Raw genomic sequence first — 17,331 nt, 5'->3', positions numbered from 1 at the left:
ATCGCGGACGCCGGTCCGACCGAACGAGGGAGCACGATGAGCACGCACGTCGCCGACAGCCACGACCTGATCCGGGTGCAGGGGGCGCGGGAGAACAACCTGAAGAACGTCAGCGTGGAGATCCCCAAGCGCAGGCTGACGGTCTTCACGGGAGTCTCGGGGTCGGGCAAGAGCTCGCTGGTCTTCGCGACGATCGCTGCCGAGTCGCAGCGGATGATCAACGAGACCTACAGCGCCTTCCTGCAGGGCTTCATGCCGTCGCTGGCGCGCCCGGAGGTCGACTACCTCGAGGGGCTGACGACAGCGATCATCGTCGACCAGGAGCGGATGGGGGCCAACCCGCGCTCCACGGTCGGCACCGCGACCGATGCCAATGCGATGCTGCGCATCCTCTTCAGCCGGCTCGGGTCCCCGCACATCGGACCTCCCACGGCCTACTCCTTCAACGTCCCCACCCGTCGCGCCGGTGGTGTGATGAGCACGGAGAAGGCCGGCCACACCGAGAAGAAGGTGGTCAAGGACGCCGTCTACCTCGGCGGCATGTGCCCGCGCTGCGAGGGCATGGGCACGGTCAACGACATCGACCTGACCGCGCTCTACGACGAGACGAAGTCGCTCAGCGAGGGCGCCCTGACGATCCCGGGCTACTCGATGGACGGGTGGTACGGCCGGCTGTTCGAGGGCGTCGGGCTGCCCATGGACAAGCCGATCGCGAAGTTCACCAAGAAGCAGCTCGAGACGATGCTCTACTCGGAGCCGACCAAGATCAAGGTCGAGGGCATCAACCTCACCTTCGACGGGATCATCCCCAAGATCCAGAAGTCGATGCTGTCCAAGGACCCCGAGGCGATGCAGCCGCACGTGCGTCGCTTCGTCGAGCGGGCGGTCACCTTCCAGACCTGCCCCGACTGCGACGGCACCCGGCTCACGAAGGAGGCGCTGTCGTCGAAGGTGGCCGGCAAGAACATCGCCGAGCTCTGCCAGATGCAGATCAACGACCTGGCCGACTGGGTGCGCGAGCTCGACGAGCCGTCGGTCGCCCCGCTGCTCAAGGGCCTGCAGCACCTCCTCGACTCCTTCGCCGACATCGGCCTCGGCTATCTCTCCCTCGACCGCCCGGCGGGCACGTTGTCCGGGGGAGAGGCCCAGCGGACCAAGATGATCCGCCACCTCGGCTCGTCCCTCACCGACGTCACCTACGTCTTCGACGAGCCCACGATCGGCCTGCACCCGCACGACATCGAGCGGATGAACCAGCTCCTGCTGCAGCTGCGCGACAAGGGCAACACGGTGCTCGTGGTCGAGCACAAGCCGGAGACGATCGCGATCGCCGACCACGTCGTCGACCTCGGCCCGGCAGCCGGTACGGCGGGTGGTGAGATCTGCTTCGAGGGCACCGTCGCAGGGCTGCGGGGGAGCGACACCACCACCGGTCGCCACCTCGACGACCGCGCCGCGCTCAAGGAGGCGGTCCGGACCCCGTCCGGCCAGCTCTCGATCAAGGACGCCTCGACGCACAACCTGAAGGACGTCGACGTCGACGTGCCGCTCGGCGTGCTCTGCGTCATCACCGGGGTCGCGGGCTCCGGCAAGAGCTCCCTGATCCACGGCTCGCTGGCGGGCCGCGACGGCGTGATCACGATCGACCAGGGAGCGATCAAGGGGTCGCGGCGCAGCAACCCGGCGACGTACACCGGACTGCTCGAACCGATCCGCAAGGCCTTCGCCAAGGCCAACGGCGTCAAGCCGGCCCTGTTCAGCTCGAACTCCGAGGGCGCGTGCCCGACCTGCAACGGCGCCGGCGTGATCTTCACCGAGCTGGGCGTGATGGCCACGGTCGAGTCGCCGTGCGAGGAGTGCGAGGGCAAGCGCTTCCAGGCGGCGGTGCTGGAATACACGTTCGGCGGCAAGAACATCGCCGAGGTGCTGGCGATGTCGGTGACCGAGGCCGAGGCGTTCTTCGGCGAGGGGGAGGCCAAGACCCCGGCCGCCTACAAGATCCTGGACCGGCTCGAGGACGTCGGACTCGGCTACCTCAGCCTGGGCCAGCCGCTGACCACCCTCTCCGGCGGAGAGCGCCAGCGACTCAAGCTGGCCACCCAGATGGCCGACAAGGGCGACATCTACATCCTCGACGAGCCGACCACCGGCCTGCACCTCGCCGACGTCGCCAACCTGCTCGGGCTGCTCGACCGGCTCGTCGAGTCCGGCAAGTCGGTGATCGTGATCGAGCACCACCAGGCCGTGATGGCGCACGCCGACTGGCTGATCGACATCGGCCCCGGTGCCGGCCACGACGGCGGGACGATCGTCTTCGAGGGCACGCCGGCCGAGCTGGTGTCCTCGAAGGCGACGACGCTCACCGGCGAGCACCTGGCGGCGTACGTCGGTCAGTAGCCCCGATCGGACGTCATGGGACGTGGTCGTTCTAACAACCACCTCCCATGACGTCCTCGAGGTGCACCTCACTCAGTCGTGAGGATGACCAGCCTCTCCGTCGCCCGGGTCATGGCGACGTACCGGTCCACGGCGCCCTCGATGCCCGTGCCGAAGGTCTCGGGGTCGATCAGCACGACGAGGTCGAACTCGAGGCCCTTGACGTGCTCGGGGGAGAGGGAGCGGACGCGCGCGGTGCCCTCGAAGGCGGGGTCGCCGATGACGCACGCGATGCCTTCGGCGTGCTCGGCCAGCCATGAGTCGAGGACCTGCTGCAACTCGGCCGTCGAGCCATGCTGGACGGGGATCCCGCTGCGGCGGATGGAGGTCGGCACGTTGGCGTCGGGGAGTACGGCGCGGATGACCGGCTCGGCCGCGGTCATGACTTCCTCGGGCGTGCGGTAGTTGATGCTCAGCGACGCCAGGTGCACCTGGTCGAGACCGACTCGCTCGAGGCGCTCCTCCCACGACTCGGTGAAGCCGTGGCGCGCCTGCGCGCGGTCGCCGACGATGGTGAAGCTGCGCGACGGGCAGCGCTGCAGCAGCATCTGCCACTCCGCGTCGGTCAGCTCCTGGGCCTCGTCGACCACGATGTGCGCGAACGGCCCGGCCAGGGGATCTGAGGTCGTCTCCGGGAGCGCACCCTCGTCGACCAGGGCGTCGCGGAGGCCGCCCTGGTTGAGCTGGGCCATCATCCCGTCGTCGTCCTCCTGCTGGAGGATCTCGTCGATCACCCTGTCCATGCGTGCGCGCTCGGCCGCGACGGCCGCCTCGTGGCGACGACGGCGACGGGATGCCTCCGGGTCGCCGAGACGCTGCCGCGCAGCGTCGAGCAGGGGCAGGTCGGAAACGGTCCAGGCGCGGGCGTCGGCGCGTCGCAGGGTGCGCACCTCGTCGGGGCTCAGCCAGGGAGCGCACATCCGCAGGTAGGCCGGAACCTCCCACAGGTCTCCGACCAGGTCGGCCGCCTCGATGACCGGCCAGGCCTTGTTGAAGGCAGTGACCAGGTCGGTGTTCTGGGCCAGCGATCGGCGCACGAGCTCGGGAGAGACCTCGTCATCGGCCTCGTGCTTGTCGATGAGGATCGTGAGCAGCTCCTCCCAGATCTGGTCGCGTGCCTCGTTGTGGGGAGTGCCCGGAGCCGGTGCGGCGAAGGCCTCCGCCCAGTCCGTGGCGCTGAGCCAGACGTCGGCCCAGTGGGTCTCGACCTCCATGCCCTCGGTGGGGGGCTCCTCGTACAGCCTGACGGCCGGCTCGATCGCCCGGACCATGTCGACGGACGACTTCAGGCGGGCCACCTCGGGGTCCGCCTCGACCTGGAGGGCCACACCCTCGGGCTGCAGGTCGAGCAACGTGCACGTCTTGACTCCCTCCTCGCCGAGGCTGGGCAGGACGTCGGCGACATACGCGAGGTACGGCGCGTGCGGACCCACGAAGAGCACGCCGCCGCGGCGATCGCCCAGCCGGGGGTCGGAGTAGAGGAGGTAGGCCGTGCGGTGCAGCGCCACCACGGTCTTGCCCGTGCCCGGACCGCCGTCGACGACATGGGTTCCGCGCGAGCCCGAGCGGATGATGGCGTCCTGGTCGGCCTGGATGGTGCCGAGCACGTCGCGCATCTGCGGCGATCGGCTGCTGCCCAGGGTGGCGATGAAGGCGGACTGGTCGTCCAGGGCGGCGTGGCCCTCGAGGCCCTCGGAGGTGAACACCTCGTCCCAGTAGTCGCTGATGCGACCGCGGGTCCAGCGGTAGCGTCGGCGGCTCGCCAGCCCCATCGGGTTGGCGTGGGTCGCGCCGAAGAACGGCTCGGCCGCGGGGGAGCGCCAGTCGACGAGGAGGCGCCGGCCGTCACGGTCGGTCAGGCCGAGGCGCCCGATGTAGAGGGTCTCGCCCGCCGTACTCACGACGCGGCCGAGGCACAGGTCGAGGGTGTAGCGGCGCAGGGTGCGCAGGCGGCCGCTGAGTCGGTGGATCTCCTCGTCGCGGTCCATCGCGGCCTGGCCGGTGCCGCCCGGAGCCCTGAGCTGCTCGTTGAGCCGCGCGGACAAGTCAGCGATCGAGCTCTCGAGGCTCTCGCCGATGGCCCGGAAGTGGTGCTCGTCGTCGGTGATCAGCGCGGGGTCTGACTTGGCGGATCGTTGGTCGGGAAGGTCGAAAGCACTGGTGGTGCCAGTCGTCACTGAACATCTGCTCCGATGCGTGTGGGCGTCCCGCGAGGTGCGCAGAACCGGCCTGGACGGGCGAGTCTGGACCATGCCGGGGGCCTTGCCGCAAGCCCCCCACTGCGCTATAAGTTGGAACTGAGGGACAGTGCGTCAGCGACGGCCATCTGCGTCCCGCCATCGTGCGGGCATCATCGGGCAAGGAGCCGTCATGGGAATCGTTCGACACTGCGTGGTGGCGTCCGCTGTGGCGCTCGTCCTGAGCGGGTGCGCGTCGACGTCCGAACCCCAGGACCCGAGCACGGAGGACACCGTGAGCACATCACCCGGCGAACCGACACCATCGCCATCACCAGTCGCGCAGCAGGCGGTCTCTGACCTGGCAGGCACGCTGGGAGTGGACGAGGGCGACATAACGCTCGTCGAGCTCGAGGAGGTCACCTGGCGCGACGGCAGCCTCGGGTGCGCCCAGTCCGGGAAGATGTACACCCAGGCGCTGGTCGACGGCCAGCGGATCGTCCTGTCAGCCGGTGGCCGTCGCTACGAGTACCACTCCGGCGGCGGACGCGACGCGTTCTACTGCGAGAACCCGACGCAGTAGACCTGCACGTCGGGTGGGGAACGAAATCGGGATGTGCGCCTGATCTGACCCCGATCTGGTTCCCCAGGCAAAGCGCCGATAACTGACATTATGTCAATATGTGTGGGTCGGGACCGGTGTTCACCCTCCCCACCCGTCCACCTGGAGACGAATCGCCACTGTTCGAAAGCTGTACGGTTCGCCGGTGATCCGTGAGGCAGTTGCAGAAGACTTCCAGGCCATTGCGCGGCTCTACCATCAGCTGCACCCGGCGGACCCGGTCCTGGACGATGGTTCCGACCGGACCGCCTTCGACGCGATCCTGAGGACGCCAGGGCTGTCCCTGTTGCTGCTCGAGGTGGATGGCGCGGTGGTCGCGACCACCTATCTCAACGTCATCGCGAACATGACGCGGGGCGCGTCGCCGTACGCCGTCATCGAGAACGTCGTCGTCGACGAGAGCCACCGTGGGTCCGGGCTCGGGAAGCAGATCATGGCGGCGACGCTCCAGGCCGCCTGGGACGCAGGCTGCTACAAGGCCATGCTGCTCACCGGCTCGAAGGCGCCCGGGACCCATGCCTTCTACCGCAGCTGCGGCTTCTCTCCCGACGCGAAGACGGCCTACCTGGCCGTCCCGTAGAGAACGCGTCCCCACACCGTCGTCAGCGTGCTCGCCACGGCGTCGACGTCGGGAGCCGGGTTGTCGACCAGCTCGTCGAAGAAGTACTGCAGGTTCATCGCGAGCAACGCTCGCACTGTCGGTTCGGGGTCGATGCCCGAGATCCGACCGGCAGCGATCTCCAGCTCGACCAACCGGACGTGCGCGTCGACCACCGGTTCCATGAACCCGCGCCACGCTCGTCGCGTGTCGTCGTCATGCGCCGCCGCATGAGCCAGTGCGCGCAACAAACGGCCGTGCTCGAGATAGAAGCGAGCCAGTCCGTGCAGCGCCTCCTGGCCGGCCAGCACCAGGCTGTCAGCCGCGTAGACCGGCTCGATGATGGAGTCCCGCCGCGCTGCCAGCGGGTCGAGCAGTCGTCGCAACAGCTCGTTGCGATCGGCGAAGTAGACGTAGAAGGACTTCCTGCTCAGCGTCGTGGCTGCCATCACGGCACTCACCGTCACCTGCTCCCCCGGCAGTCGCGTCAGCAGGTCGCGCGTCGCGTCGAGGATCTCGGCCTCTGCCTCCTCGGGGCGACGCCGTCGTCGTGTGTGAGTGGTCGGGTTGTTGACGCGCGAGGGTGTGGGCGGCACTCTTGGAAGCCTACTACTGCCACTGTGGCAGTAACCTCCGGAGGTGCCAGGTGGAGAAGTTCGCGGCAGTCCTGAGCCTCGTGGGCTCGCTCGCGATGGTCCCAGCAGCGGCGGCCGGCGCGCCGGGGCCGGCATCCTTCGACGGATCCTGCTCCCTGACCGGCGTGCTGAGGTTCGAGCCGGGCCTGGGCGCCGCCATGGCGACCACGACGGCGATCGCACGCGCTTCCGGTGAGTGCAGCGGCGTACTCACCAAGAGCAACGGCGAGACGGTCACGCTCAATGACGAGTCCGCGACCTATCGAGGACGCGCCTCCGGGGAGCAGTCGTGCGCGGCGGGCACCACCCGCGGCGTGAGTCGGCTGCGCATCGCCGGGCAGACCGTGAGGTTCACGCTCTCCGAGACGCGTGTCGGCGTTCTCGCCGTGATCCGGCTCCGCGACGCGACGGGCGCCACCACGACGGGGCTCGCTGCCGTGGCACCCAGTGAGGAATCCATCAACCAAGCCATGGCCTGTTCCTCCACAGCCGGATTGACCCGGGTGCCGGTCACGATCTCGACGACGTCGTGACCGTGCCGGTCACTCGCTGCAGCGCTCGGCCTTCTCGCCCAGGTCGTTGCTGGCACTGACGCAGAACGAGTTCTCGTCGACCGCGCGGACGACGACCGTCACTCCCGGCGACGCGGTGAACTCGCTGCCGCCGACCTTCACGACCTCGTCGTCCGTGGCGGTCACGTCCTCGGGCCGGCCCTCGTTGACGACGTTCAAGGCCTGGAGGTTCTGCATGCGCAGCATGTCCTGGTACATCGGACGGTCCTCGTCGATGTCCGCGTCGAGCATCCAGACCAGCGGCAGGCACGCCAGCATCACGACGAAGACGCCGATCGTGATGAGCAGCGGCAGTCGGTCGCCCTGGGTCGGCACGCGTTGATTCACGAACGTGATCCTAGGTCCCCACACCTTCTCCCCTACGATCGTCGGCATGTTGAAGCGACTCGTAGCCATCTCGGCGACCCTGGCCTGTCTTTCCCTCGCAGCGTGCGGCAACGAAGGGGGCGAGAGCGCGACCGACCCGTCCACCGAGGAGACCACCAGCGAGACCACGAGTGAGACGCCGGCCGAGACCGAGTCCGCCGCCGGTTCCTGTGAGTACGTCGAGGGCGGCTCCCCCGCCATCAAGGAGGTCGAGCTCCCGCCGAGCGAGCCCACCGTGTCCGGCGAGGTGAAGGTCGTCTTCCAGACCACGCTCGGCGACATCCCGGCGACGCTCGACGCCGACGCCACCCCCTGCACGGTCAACTCGTTCGTCTCGCTCGCCGAGCAGGGATTCTTCGACGACTCGCCGTGCCCGCGCATGGCGACGGCCCCCTCCTTCGGCATCCTGCAGTGCGGTGACCCGTCCGGCAGCGGCTCGGGCGGTCCCGGCTACAGCTACGCCGACGAGCTGACCGGCGAGGAGACCTATGAGGCGGGCACGCTCGCCATGGCCAACGCCGGCCCCGACACCAACGGCTCGCAGTTCTTCTTCGTGTTCAACGACTCCCCCGGCCTGACGCCCGACTACAACGTCTTCGGCTCCGTCGACCCGGCCGGCCTCAAGCTGCTCACCAAGGCTGCCAAGAAGGGCGACGACGGCTCGCACCCGGCCGGCGGCGGCGTCCCGAACGCCGGCCCGATCGACATCACCGGTGTCACCATCGGCTGATCGCTACAGCGGCCAGCTGATCCCCGTCAGCGACTCCGACCTCGCCCACAGCTCCTTGGCGAGGTCGGGGTCGCTGGCCATTTCGGAGCGTCCGACGGGCACCGGCGAGCCCCACAGCTCCATCGGGCCGTGCGGCCCGAAGTAGGAGTTGCCCGGGACGTCCATGGTCGCCGCGAACAGGGCCGGCTGGACGCCGCGCGCGACCGGCATGCCGACCACTCGGTTCCCCAGGGCGCCGATGCGGTTGAAGGCGGGGCTGCCGGTGCTGACCTGGATGCCGGTCGACGTGTAGCCGGGGTGCGCGCCCACGGAGCGCAGGGTCGAGCCGGCCGCGGTGAGACGGCGTTGCAGCTCGCCCAGAAAGCTGACGTTGGCCAGCTTCGACGCCGCGTAGGCGGCATAGGGCCGGTAGGGGCGCCGGTCGAAGAAGAGGTCCGCCACGTCGAGCACGCCGCTGCGATGGGCGTCCGACCCGATGGTGACGACCCGGTCCGTCAGCCTGGGCAGGAGCAGGTTGGTCAGGGCGAAGTGACCGAGGTGGTTGGTCGCGAGCTGCGTCTCGAAGCCGTCGACGGTCCGCGACCGCGGCAGTGACATCACCCCCGCGTTGTTGACCAGGACGTCGACCCGCTCCGTCTCGTCGGCGAAGGCGCTCACCGACGACAGGTCGGCGACGTCGAGGCGACGTACGACGAAGTCACCCGGCACGCCCTCGATGACCGCGCGCCCCTTGTCCACGTTGCGTACGGCGACCACGACCCTCGCACCGGCGCCGGCCAGCGCCGTGGCGGTCGCGAGGCCGAGCCCGCCGGAGGCGCCGGTGACGACGAAGGTCCGCCCGTCCTGGCGCGGCATCCGCTCCGTGGTCCAGCCACGGGTCGGCGTACGACCCAGCACCGTCAGGTCTGGTCGTAGGTGACGTCGGCACCCAGCTGGACCGTGCGGCTGACGGTGCACAGCCGGTCGCGGGACATCTCGATCGCCTTCGGGAGGAACTCGCGCGCGGCGTCGCCCTCGGGCCCGTCGGGGAAGGTGATGTCGAAGGAGAGTCGCAGGCCGGTCATGTGGTTGCCGGACTCGTCGCGGACCTTGTGGCCCTCGGCGGTGATGTCGAAGCTCGTGCTGACGGCCCGCTTGGCGGTGATGAGGTCGACGTCGATGGCGCTGCACCCGGCGATCGCGGCGAGCAGCATCTCGACCGGCGTGAAGTCGGGGTCCTCTCCCCCGGTGCCCATGAAGGTCTCGCCACCACGGGCGTTCGTTGCCTTGAAGCGGGCGTCACCGATCTTGGTCAGCGCGACGCTGCGGAGGGTGTCATCACTCATGGCGCCGAGCATAGGCGCCCGTGCAGGCTCAGCGAGCGTTGCGGCGCGCGGAGCGATCGGCTCGGCGCTGCTCGCGACGAGCGAGCTGGACCGAGCGCAGCAGGGCCTGGTCCTCGACGGAGTGGACACGTCCTTCGACGATTCCGAAGGCGACGTGCAGCTGCGTGCTCATGGTGTTCCTGGTCCTTCTCGGCCGCGCGGGCCGGGTGCGAGATGTAATGTGCAGGGCGTCCCTGCGACTCTTACGCTCTATGGGAGTCGCCGTGCCGCGCCGGACCATTTCCGGGGTGATCTCCCACACCCGGCAAGACTTCTCGTGGCTAGGGTGCACGCGTGTCCCGATCCCCCCACCTGAGCCTCCAGCACCGCGAAGCGATCGAGCGGTGTGCGTCCGTGACGGTGGTGTCCTACGACGTCGCGCTCGACCTGGACGTCGACGACGCGACCTTCGGGTCGCGCACCACCATCGTCTTCGAGTCGACCGGTGCCGCGACGTTCGTCGACGTGAAGCCGGTGCGGCTCACAGAGGTCCGCCTCAACGGTGTCCGGCTGGATCCGGAGAGCTGGGACCGCGGACGCCTCACGCTCCACCCGCAGGCAGGAGCCAACGAGCTCGTCGTCGATGCCGTGATGGGCTTTCGCAGCGACGGCGAGGGCCTGCACCGCAGCGTCGACCCCGCCGACGGACGCCACTACGTCTACGGCATGTCCTTCCTGGACGCCGCCCCGAGCATCTTCGCCTGCTTCGACCAGCCCGACCTCAAGGCGCCCTACACCTTCCACGTGCGCGCGCCGGTCGAGTGGACGGTGATCGGCAACGCCCCGGGCACGCAGGTCGAGCCCGGCGTCTGGGAGCTCGAGCAGAGCCAGCCGCTGTCGACCTACTTCGTCACCCTGGTCGCCGGACCCTGGCACGCGATCACCACGGAGCACGACGGGATCCGGCTCGGGCTGACTGCCCGCCGGAGCATCGCGGGCGCGCTCGAGCGCGACGCCGAGGAGATCCTGACGGTGACCCGGCAGTGCTTCGACGAGTTCCACCGGCTCTTCGACGACCGCTATCCCTTCGGTGACTACCACCAGGCGTTCGTGCCCGACTTCAACGCCGGCGCCATGGAGAACCCCGGCTGCGTCACCCTGCGCGATCCCTACCTCTTCACCTCCAAGGTCACCCGCGGCGCGCAGTGCCTGCGCGCCACCACGATCGCCCACGAGCTCGCGCACCAGTGGTTCGGCAACCTGACGACCCCGACGTGGTGGGACGACCTGTGGCTCAACGAGTCGTTCGCCGAGTACATGGGCAACCGGGTGACCGCCGACGTCACCGAGTTCGACGACGCCTGGGTCCGCAACGCCTACCAGCGCCGGCAGTGGGGGCTGCTCGCCGACTCCGGCCCGACCACCCACCCGGTCGCCGGCACCGGGGCGTCCGACGCCGTCACCGCCCTCCAGGACTTCGACGGCATCTCCTACACCAAGGGCTCGAGCATCCTGAAGCAGCTCAACGCGCGCCTCGGCGACGACGTCTTCCTCGCCGGCGTCAACGACCACTTCGCGCGCCACCGGTTCGCCAACGCGACCATGCACGACCTGTTCAACAGCTGGGAACGCGCGGGGGCCGGCGACCTCGGCGACGTGACGCAGGGCTGGCTGCGGACCAGCGGGGTCGACCGCGTCACGCTCGACCGCCACAGCGGGATGCTCCGGCGCACTCCCCCGACCTCGTCCACTGAGGCCGCACTCCCCCGACGGCACGCCTTCGACATCGCCGCCATCGCCGCGGACGGCAGCTGGCGGCGCGAAGGCGTGGTGCTCGACGACGCAGCCTCGGCCGTCGAGGTCGCCCCCGAGGAGGTCGTGGTCCTCGACGCCGGCGAGACGTCGTGGCTGGTGGCCCAGGTCGATCCCGCGAGCATGGAGCGGCTGGCAGCCGTGATGCCGCTGCTGACCGACGACGCGTTGCGAGCCTCGGTGTGGAACAACGTCCGCAGCTCGTTCGAGACCGCAGTCATCTCCCCCGAGGACGTCCTGGCCGTCGCCGTCGCGTCGATCCCCGGCGAGACCAACGACGAGCCGCTCTCGCTTAACGCGCGCGCCATCGACTCCAGCAAGCTGCTCCTGACCGAGTGGCTGATCACCAAGGTCGCGCCGCTGAGCGCCGATCCGGTCGCCGCGGTCGACGCGCTGCACGCGGCCTACTGCACCCGGCTGGAGACGGCCGGACCCGGCAGCACCGTCCAGCACGCAGCCTTCCGAGCAGCAGTCGAGACCTCGTCGTCCACGGAGGACCTCGAGCTCTGGCTCGCCGGCGACCTGCCGGCCGGGATCTCGACGGACCTCTCCCTGCGCTGGCACCTGCTGCTCCGCCTCGCGTGCCTGGGGGCCGTCGACCGGTCGTCCCTCGACCAGCACCTGGCCGAGGAGACCACTGCGGTCTCGAAGGTCGAGCACGCGCGCGCCGTGGCGAGCCTGCCGACACCGGAGTCCAAGCAGTGGGCCTGGGACCGGTTCGTCGGGGCCGTGGACGCGCCGAGCTACGAGCTCCAGGCCTGCGGCCAGGGCATGTGGCGACCTGGCCAGGAGGTCCTCACGGAGTCGTACGTCGACCGGTTCTTCGACGAGCTGCCGCACACTGCGTCCGTGCGCAGCGGCTGGCTGCTGGCTTCGGCCGCCTGCTGGTTCTTCCCGCTCACCTCGCTCACCGGGGAGACCGTGGCACGGGCCGAGGAGCTGGCGCGCTCGGAGAGCCTGGATTCCTCCCTGCGCAGGCAGCTGGTGATCATGGCCGACGAGGTCCGCCGGCGCATCGCCGTACGCTCTGAGGCATGAGCACGCTTGCGCGCCGACCCGGGCCTTCGGTGCGGACGCGCGTCACCCAGCACACTGATGCGGGACCGCGCGCCCACGAGGACCGGCTCGCCAGCGAGGAGCCGCTGGAGATCCGGCTCGCCGCTGGGGGCGCTCCGGCCGAGCGGGTCTGGGTCACGATGCGGACGCCGGGTCACGACTTCGAGCTGGCGGCGGGCTTCGCGGTGAACGAGTCACTGGCTGCTCCTTCCGAGATCGCGCGGGTGGCCTACTGCACCGACACCGAGCTGGATCGGGAGCAGGAGTTCAACGTCGTGACGATCACCGTGACAGGACCCACCGACATCGCACACCGGCACACCGCCCAGTCGGCAGGCTCGTCCGCGTGCGGTGTCTGCGGCAAGGACAGCGTGGCCGCGGTGCTGGACGTCCGCTCCGCCCCGGCGTGGCCGGGCGCCATCCCCGCTCCCCACGTCATCCGCGGGCTGCCTGCCGCGATGCGCGAGCGGCAGAAGCTCTTCGACCGGACGGGCGGTGTGCACGCCGCGGCCCTGGCCGACGCGGACGGGCGGCTGCTGGTGGTCCGCGAGGACGTCGGGCGGCACAACGCTGTCGACAAGGTGATCGGCGCGCAGGTGCTCGCCGGCGAACCCCACAGCGCGGCCTGTCTCGTGGTCAGCGGCCGGGCCGGGTTCGAGCTGGTCCAGAAGGCCGTGACGAGCGGCATCGGCAGCCTGGTCGCGGTGGGCGCACCGACGAGCCTCTCGGTCCGGCTGGCCACCGAGTCGGGCTTGGCGCTGTTCGGCTTCACCAGCCCCCGCAGGTGTGTGCAATACGCCTGAGGAGCCGCCTGCGGCGTGGGCTCCCGGGCGATGTCGGTGCTCGAATCTAGGTTCGTCCCATGCGCATCCTGCACACCTCCGACTGGCACCTGGGGAGGTCCTTCCACCGTGAGGGGCTCCTCGGCCACCAGGGCGTGTTCATGGACCACCTCCTCGACGTCATCGAGACCGAGCGCGTCGATGTCGTCGTCGTCGCGGGCGACATCTATGACCGGGCGCTGCCGGCCGTCGACGCCGTGCGCCTCGCCGACGAGACCTTCGCCCGGCTGGCCGCATCTCGGGCCGCCGTGGTCGTCACCAGCGGCAACCACGACTCCGCCCAGCGGCTCGGCTTCGGCAGCCGCCTGATCGACGCGGCCGGCGTGTTCATCCGCACCGACGCCGCGTCCGTCGGCACCCCCGTCCTGCTCGGCGACGAGCACGGCCCGGTCGCCTTCCACGGCCTTCCCTACCTCGACCCGACCGCGTTGATCGAGCCGTGGGGCCTGCCGGGGCGTTCGCACGAGATCGTGCTGCGCGAGGCGATGCGCCGCGTCCGCGCCGACCTCGACACGCGTCCGGGAGCCCGCTCCGTCGTGCTCGCGCACGCCTTCGTCGCCGGTGCACAGCCGTCGGAGTCCGAGCGAGACATCAGCGTCGGCGGCGTGAGCCGGGTGCTGACGGGCGTCTTCGACGACATCGACTACGTCGCGCTCGGCCACCTCCACGGCCGCCACACCCTCGAGCACCACATCCGCTACAGCGGCTCCCCGCTTGCCTACTCCTTCGGCGAGGCCGACCAGGTCAAGGGCAGCTGGCTGGTCGACCTCGGCCCGCAGGGCGTGAGCGCTGCCCACTTCATCGAGGCGCCGGTGCCACGACGCCTCGCCCGTCTCAGCGGTGACCTCGAGACGCTGCTCGCCGACCCCGACCTGCACTCCCACGAGCACGACTGGGTGCAGGTGATGCTGACCGACCAGCTCCGGCCCGCGCAGGCCATGGAGCGGTTGCGTCGTCGCTTCGAGCACACCTTGGTGCTGTCGTTCGCGCCGACCGGTGTGGCTCCGGCCGCTCTTCCCGTCGCCAGCGTCGCGGGCCGACGCGACCATGACATCGCGCTCGACTTCGTGGCCGAGCTGCGCGGCGTGCCCGCGACCCCCGCCGAGTCGGCGCTCCTGCTCGACGCGTGCGACGCATGCTGCGACGACACCGATCTCGACGTCCTCGTGGGTGACGGCTGATGCGCCTGCACTCCCTGTCGATCACCGCCTTCGGACCGTTCGCCGACACCGTCGAGGTCGACTTCGACTCGTTGTCCGACTCCGGGCTGTTCCTGCTCAGCGGTCCCACGGGCGCGGGCAAGTCGAGCGTGCTCGACGCCGTCTGCTTCGCGTTGTACGGCGACGTCCCCGGTGATCGCAGCACCGCCGCTCGGCTCCGGTGCGACCAGGCGGGCGACGGCGTCGCACCCCGGGTCCGGCTGGAGGTGACGCTGTCCGGTCGCCGCTTCCGGATCGAACGCTCGCCGAAGTGGGAGCGCCCCAAGAAGCGTGGCACCGGCATGACCACCGAGCAGGCCTCGGTCGTGCTCAGCGAGCACCGCCCCGACGGCTGGCAACCGCTCTCCACCCGCCTGGACGAGACCGGCCACCTCGTGACCGGGCTCGTCGGGCTCACGCTGACGCAGTTCTGCCAGGTGGCGATGTTGCCGCAGGGGCGCTTCCAGGCTTTCCTGCGGGCCCGGTCCGACGAGCGGCACGCACTCCTGCGGCAGGTGTTCCGCACCGGACGCTTCGACCGGATCGAGCAGTGGCTGCGCGACCGGCGACTGGACCTGCAGCGGAGCTCCGCTGGCCACGGCCGCACGGTCGCCCACCTGGCCGGCCGCGTGAGCGAGACGGCGCGCCAGCCGCTGCCGACGGCGTGGGACATGTCCGACCTCTCGCTGGAAGCGTCCGAGGGCGCCGTCACCCGATGGGTCCGCGAGCACCTCGCGGCAGCGACGGCAGACGTCCATGTCTCGGAGGCGGCGCGTATCGACGCCGACCGGCTGGTGCACACCTCGCTGGCGGGCCTCGAGGCCGGCCGCCGCCTCGCCGACCGGCAGGCAGCGCATGCGCAGGCGGCCGATCGGCTGGCCGACCACGACCATGACTCCCTGACGGACCTGCGCGAACGACTTCGGCGCGCCGAGCGGGCCGAGCCCCTGGCCGAGCTGGAGACCGCCGCACGCGACGACGACGCGCTGGTCGGGAGCCGGCGGCGCGAGGCCTCGACCCTGACCACCGCGTGGCTCCGGATCGCGGACGCCGGCCAGGGCGATGTGGATGCCGCCCGGCTGCCCGAGGCGCTGACCGCTGCGCGGCGCGCGCTCGACGACGCCGAGGCCGCCCAACCCGACGCCGAGCGGCTGCGTGAGGTCACCCGCCTCGGTGACGACCTGACCGACGCGCTCACCGGCGCCGTGGCCGACGTCGCCCGGTTGTCCACCGAGCTCGAGGCAGCGCCGGTCCTGCTCCGCGAGGCGGAGGAAGCGCTCGCCCTGGCGCGAGCGGCGCAGGACCGCCTGCCCACGCTGGCGGCCGCCCTGCGCACGGTGCGCGAGCGCGCCGACGCGGCTGCCGAGCTGGTGACGGTCACACCCGCGGTGACGGCCGCACGACGCGAGCGCGAGGAGGCCCGCGGACACGCGGCTCGGCTCAAGGAGACCTGGCTGGACATCCGCGAGGCCCGCCTCAACGGCATGGCCGCCGAGATCGCCGGTGCCCTCGTCGTCGGTGCCGACTGTCCCGTCTGCGGCTCCCACGAGCACCCACGGCCCGCGGTCGCTGCGCCCGGCAGCCCCGATGCCGCTTCCGAGCGCGCTGCGCGCAAGGACGTCGACGACGCGGAGGGCCTGCTGGTCGTCCTCGATGACCGGTTGCGCCAGGCCGAGGCGCTGCACACGCGCTTGCAGACCCTGGCGGACGGCCAGTCGGCCGAGGAGACTGCCCGCGCCCTCACCGACGCGGAGCGTGCCCACGCCGAGACTGCCTCGCTCGCCGCGACGAGCGCCGCCCTGCTCGAGGACGTGACGCGGCGACGAGCAGCCGGCGACGCGCTGCGCACTGCCCGCGACCTGGCGAGACAGCGCCAGAACGACCTCGAGTCGCAGCTCGCGCTGCACCGCGCCGAGCACGACCGCCTGCGCGCGCGCATCGACGAGGTGCTCTCCAACACCGGCTGCGAGACGGTCACCGCGCTGCGCACACTGCGCGCCCGTCAGCTGGACGCGTTGCAGCAGGCCTGCGCCGCCCACGAACAGCTCGCCCTGGCCGAGCGGGACCTCGCCCGTGCCGAGCGGGCGCTGGTCGACGCCGCGGCAGGTGCCGGGTTCGCCTCGGTCGACGACGCGCGTGCGGCCCGGGCGGACGACCGCGCACGCGCGGCGCTGGTCGAGGAGATCGCCCGGATCGACGAAGACCTGCGCGCAGCCCGCGCCGTCACCGAGGATGCGGACCACCGCGAGGCAGCCGCCCTCCCCCGCCCCGACGTCGACGTGCTGACCCGCGACCACGCCGACGCCGAGTCCAGCGCACGCGCGGCGCACGCCCGCCACGACGAGGCGGTGCGTCGCCACGAACGCCTGACGACCCTCGCCGACGAGGTCAGCGTCTCGCTGGCCGCCTGGGCTCCGGTGCGTAACGAGCTGGCGCTCACCGCCCGACTGGCCCACTTCGTCGAGGGCAAGTCCCCCGACAACGCCCTGCAGATGAGGCTCTCGGCCTATGTCCTGGCCCACCGGCTCACCCAGGTCGTCGCAGCCGCCAACGAGCGACTGGCGCGGATGAGCGACCAGCGATACTCCCTCGAGCACACCGGCAAGCGCGGCGCAGGCGAGTCCCGGGGTGGGCTCAGCCTGCTCGTGCGTGACGACTGGTCCGGGGAAGCCCGCGATCCGGCCACGTTGTCGGGCGGCGAGACGTTCGTCGTGTCGCTGGCGCTGGCCCTCGGCCTCGCCGACGTCATCACCCAGGAAGCGGGCGGGGCCGACCTCGACACCCTGTTCGTCGACGAGGGTTTCGGCTCCCTCGACGCCGACACCCTCGACGACGTGATGGACACCCTCGACGGCCTGCGTGACGGCGGCCGAGTCGTCGGGGTCGTGAGCCACGTCGCCGAGATGCAGACCCGGATCCCGAGCCAGCTGCGCGTGACCAAGGGACGTGACGGCTCCCGGGTCAGCGTCTCGATCAGCTGAG

At 70.6% G+C, this 17,331-nt stretch carries 15 protein-coding genes; 9 read left to right on the top strand and 6 right to left on the bottom strand.

All coding sequences use genetic code 11. The annotated features are described in order from the left end of the window. Nucleotides 1-36: 36 nt before the first annotated feature. On the top strand, nt 37-2,397 hold the full coding sequence (locus C9J87_RS16125; RefSeq protein ID WP_107706043.1) for an ATP-binding cassette domain-containing protein: 2,361 nt from the start codon (nt 37-39) through the stop codon (nt 2,395-2,397). A gap of 68 nt (nt 2,398-2,465) precedes the next feature. Here C9J87_RS16125 and helR read toward each other — a convergent pair whose 3' ends face one another. After that, nucleotides 2,466-4,613, bottom strand: a complete 2,148-nt coding sequence (gene helR / locus C9J87_RS16120) for an RNA polymerase recycling motor ATPase HelR (RefSeq protein WP_107706042.1) — start codon at nt 4,611-4,613, stop codon at nt 2,466-2,468. 295 nt (nt 4,614-4,908) lie between these two features. Between helR and C9J87_RS16115 the strand changes: the two genes are divergently transcribed. Together C9J87_RS16115 and C9J87_RS16110 are read left to right on the top strand one after the other, a co-directional pair. Further along, a complete protein-coding gene (locus C9J87_RS16115; protein WP_157953234.1) occupies nt 4,909-5,196 on the top strand; it encodes a hypothetical protein in 288 nt (95 codons plus the stop codon). Between the two features lie 184 nt (nt 5,197-5,380). Continuing rightward, complete coding sequence (locus tag C9J87_RS16110) at nt 5,381-5,815, top strand: GNAT family N-acetyltransferase (protein WP_107706040.1); 435 nt, start codon at nt 5,381-5,383, stop codon at nt 5,813-5,815. Here the strand turns inward: C9J87_RS16110 and C9J87_RS16105 are convergent. Continuing rightward, nucleotides 5,797-6,429 carry a TetR/AcrR family transcriptional regulator gene (locus tag C9J87_RS16105; RefSeq protein ID WP_157953233.1) on the bottom strand — a complete coding sequence of 211 codons (633 nt, stop codon included), beginning with the start codon at nt 6,427-6,429 and terminating at the stop codon, nt 5,797-5,799. The genes C9J87_RS16110 and C9J87_RS16105 overlap by 19 nt on opposite strands. Before the next feature lie 50 nt (nt 6,430-6,479). Between C9J87_RS16105 and C9J87_RS16100 the strand changes: the two genes are divergently transcribed. Continuing rightward, entirely contained in the window at nt 6,480-7,001 is a 522-nt protein-coding gene (locus tag C9J87_RS16100; protein WP_157953232.1) for a hypothetical protein, read from the top strand. A gap of 9 nt (nt 7,002-7,010) precedes the next feature. On the opposite strand, the gene C9J87_RS16095 is transcribed toward C9J87_RS16100, so the two are convergent. After that, entirely contained in the window at nt 7,011-7,367 is a 357-nt protein-coding gene (locus tag C9J87_RS16095; RefSeq protein WP_157953231.1) for a hypothetical protein, read from the bottom strand. Between the two features lie 46 nt (nt 7,368-7,413). Between C9J87_RS16095 and C9J87_RS16090 the strand changes: the two genes are divergently transcribed. Next, entirely contained in the window at nt 7,414-8,136 is a 723-nt protein-coding gene (locus C9J87_RS16090) for a peptidylprolyl isomerase (RefSeq protein ID WP_107706036.1), read from the top strand. A gap of 3 nt (nt 8,137-8,139) precedes the next feature. Here C9J87_RS16090 and C9J87_RS16085 read toward each other — a convergent pair whose 3' ends face one another. From C9J87_RS16085 to C9J87_RS19760, 3 genes are read right to left on the bottom strand one after another with little or no spacing between them, the layout of a single operon-like run. Continuing rightward, entirely contained in the window at nt 8,140-9,033 is an 894-nt protein-coding gene (locus C9J87_RS16085; protein ID WP_232820085.1) for an oxidoreductase, read from the bottom strand. Nucleotides 9,034-9,035: 2 nt separating this feature from the next. Then, nucleotides 9,036-9,461: an OsmC family protein gene (locus tag C9J87_RS16080; RefSeq protein WP_010832922.1), complete on the bottom strand. Its 426-nt coding sequence runs from the start codon at nt 9,459-9,461 to the stop codon at nt 9,036-9,038. A 28-nt stretch (nt 9,462-9,489) separates the two neighbouring features. Further along, the gene (locus C9J87_RS19760) at nt 9,490-9,633 is read right to left on the bottom strand and encodes a hypothetical protein (protein ID WP_156887203.1); all 144 of its coding nucleotides are present in this window, start codon (nt 9,631-9,633) and stop codon (nt 9,490-9,492) included. A 161-nt stretch (nt 9,634-9,794) separates the two neighbouring features. Between C9J87_RS19760 and pepN the strand changes: the two genes are divergently transcribed. Genes pepN through C9J87_RS16060 form a run of 4 tightly spaced genes read left to right on the top strand, consistent with a single transcriptional unit; the run spans nt 9,795 to nt 17,330 of the window. Beyond that, the gene (gene pepN / locus C9J87_RS16075; protein WP_107706035.1) at nt 9,795-12,290 is read left to right on the top strand and encodes an aminopeptidase N; all 2,496 of its coding nucleotides are present in this window, start codon (nt 9,795-9,797) and stop codon (nt 12,288-12,290) included. Next, nucleotides 12,287-13,111, top strand: a complete 825-nt coding sequence (locus C9J87_RS16070) for a formate dehydrogenase accessory sulfurtransferase FdhD (protein ID WP_010832924.1) — start codon at nt 12,287-12,289, stop codon at nt 13,109-13,111. Before pepN ends, C9J87_RS16070 begins: the two co-directional genes overlap by 4 nt. A 59-nt stretch (nt 13,112-13,170) precedes the next feature. Beyond that, nucleotides 13,171-14,331 carry an exonuclease SbcCD subunit D gene (locus tag C9J87_RS16065; protein ID WP_107706034.1) on the top strand — a complete coding sequence of 387 codons (1,161 nt, stop codon included), beginning with the start codon at nt 13,171-13,173 and terminating at the stop codon, nt 14,329-14,331. Beyond that, complete coding sequence (locus C9J87_RS16060; RefSeq protein ID WP_107706033.1) at nt 14,331-17,330, top strand: AAA family ATPase; 3,000 nt, start codon at nt 14,331-14,333, stop codon at nt 17,328-17,330. The genes C9J87_RS16065 and C9J87_RS16060 overlap by 1 nt, the downstream gene beginning before the upstream one ends. Nucleotide 17,331 lies beyond the last annotated feature (1 nt).

The sequence above is a fragment of the Nocardioides allogilvus genome (genome assembly GCF_003047285.1).
In the GTDB taxonomy this organism is placed as follows: Bacteria; Actinomycetota; Actinomycetes; order Propionibacteriales; family Nocardioidaceae; genus Nocardioides; species Nocardioides allogilvus.
The sequence above is the reverse complement of the archived record's forward strand: the minus strand, read 5'-3'. Positions and strand labels throughout refer to the sequence as shown.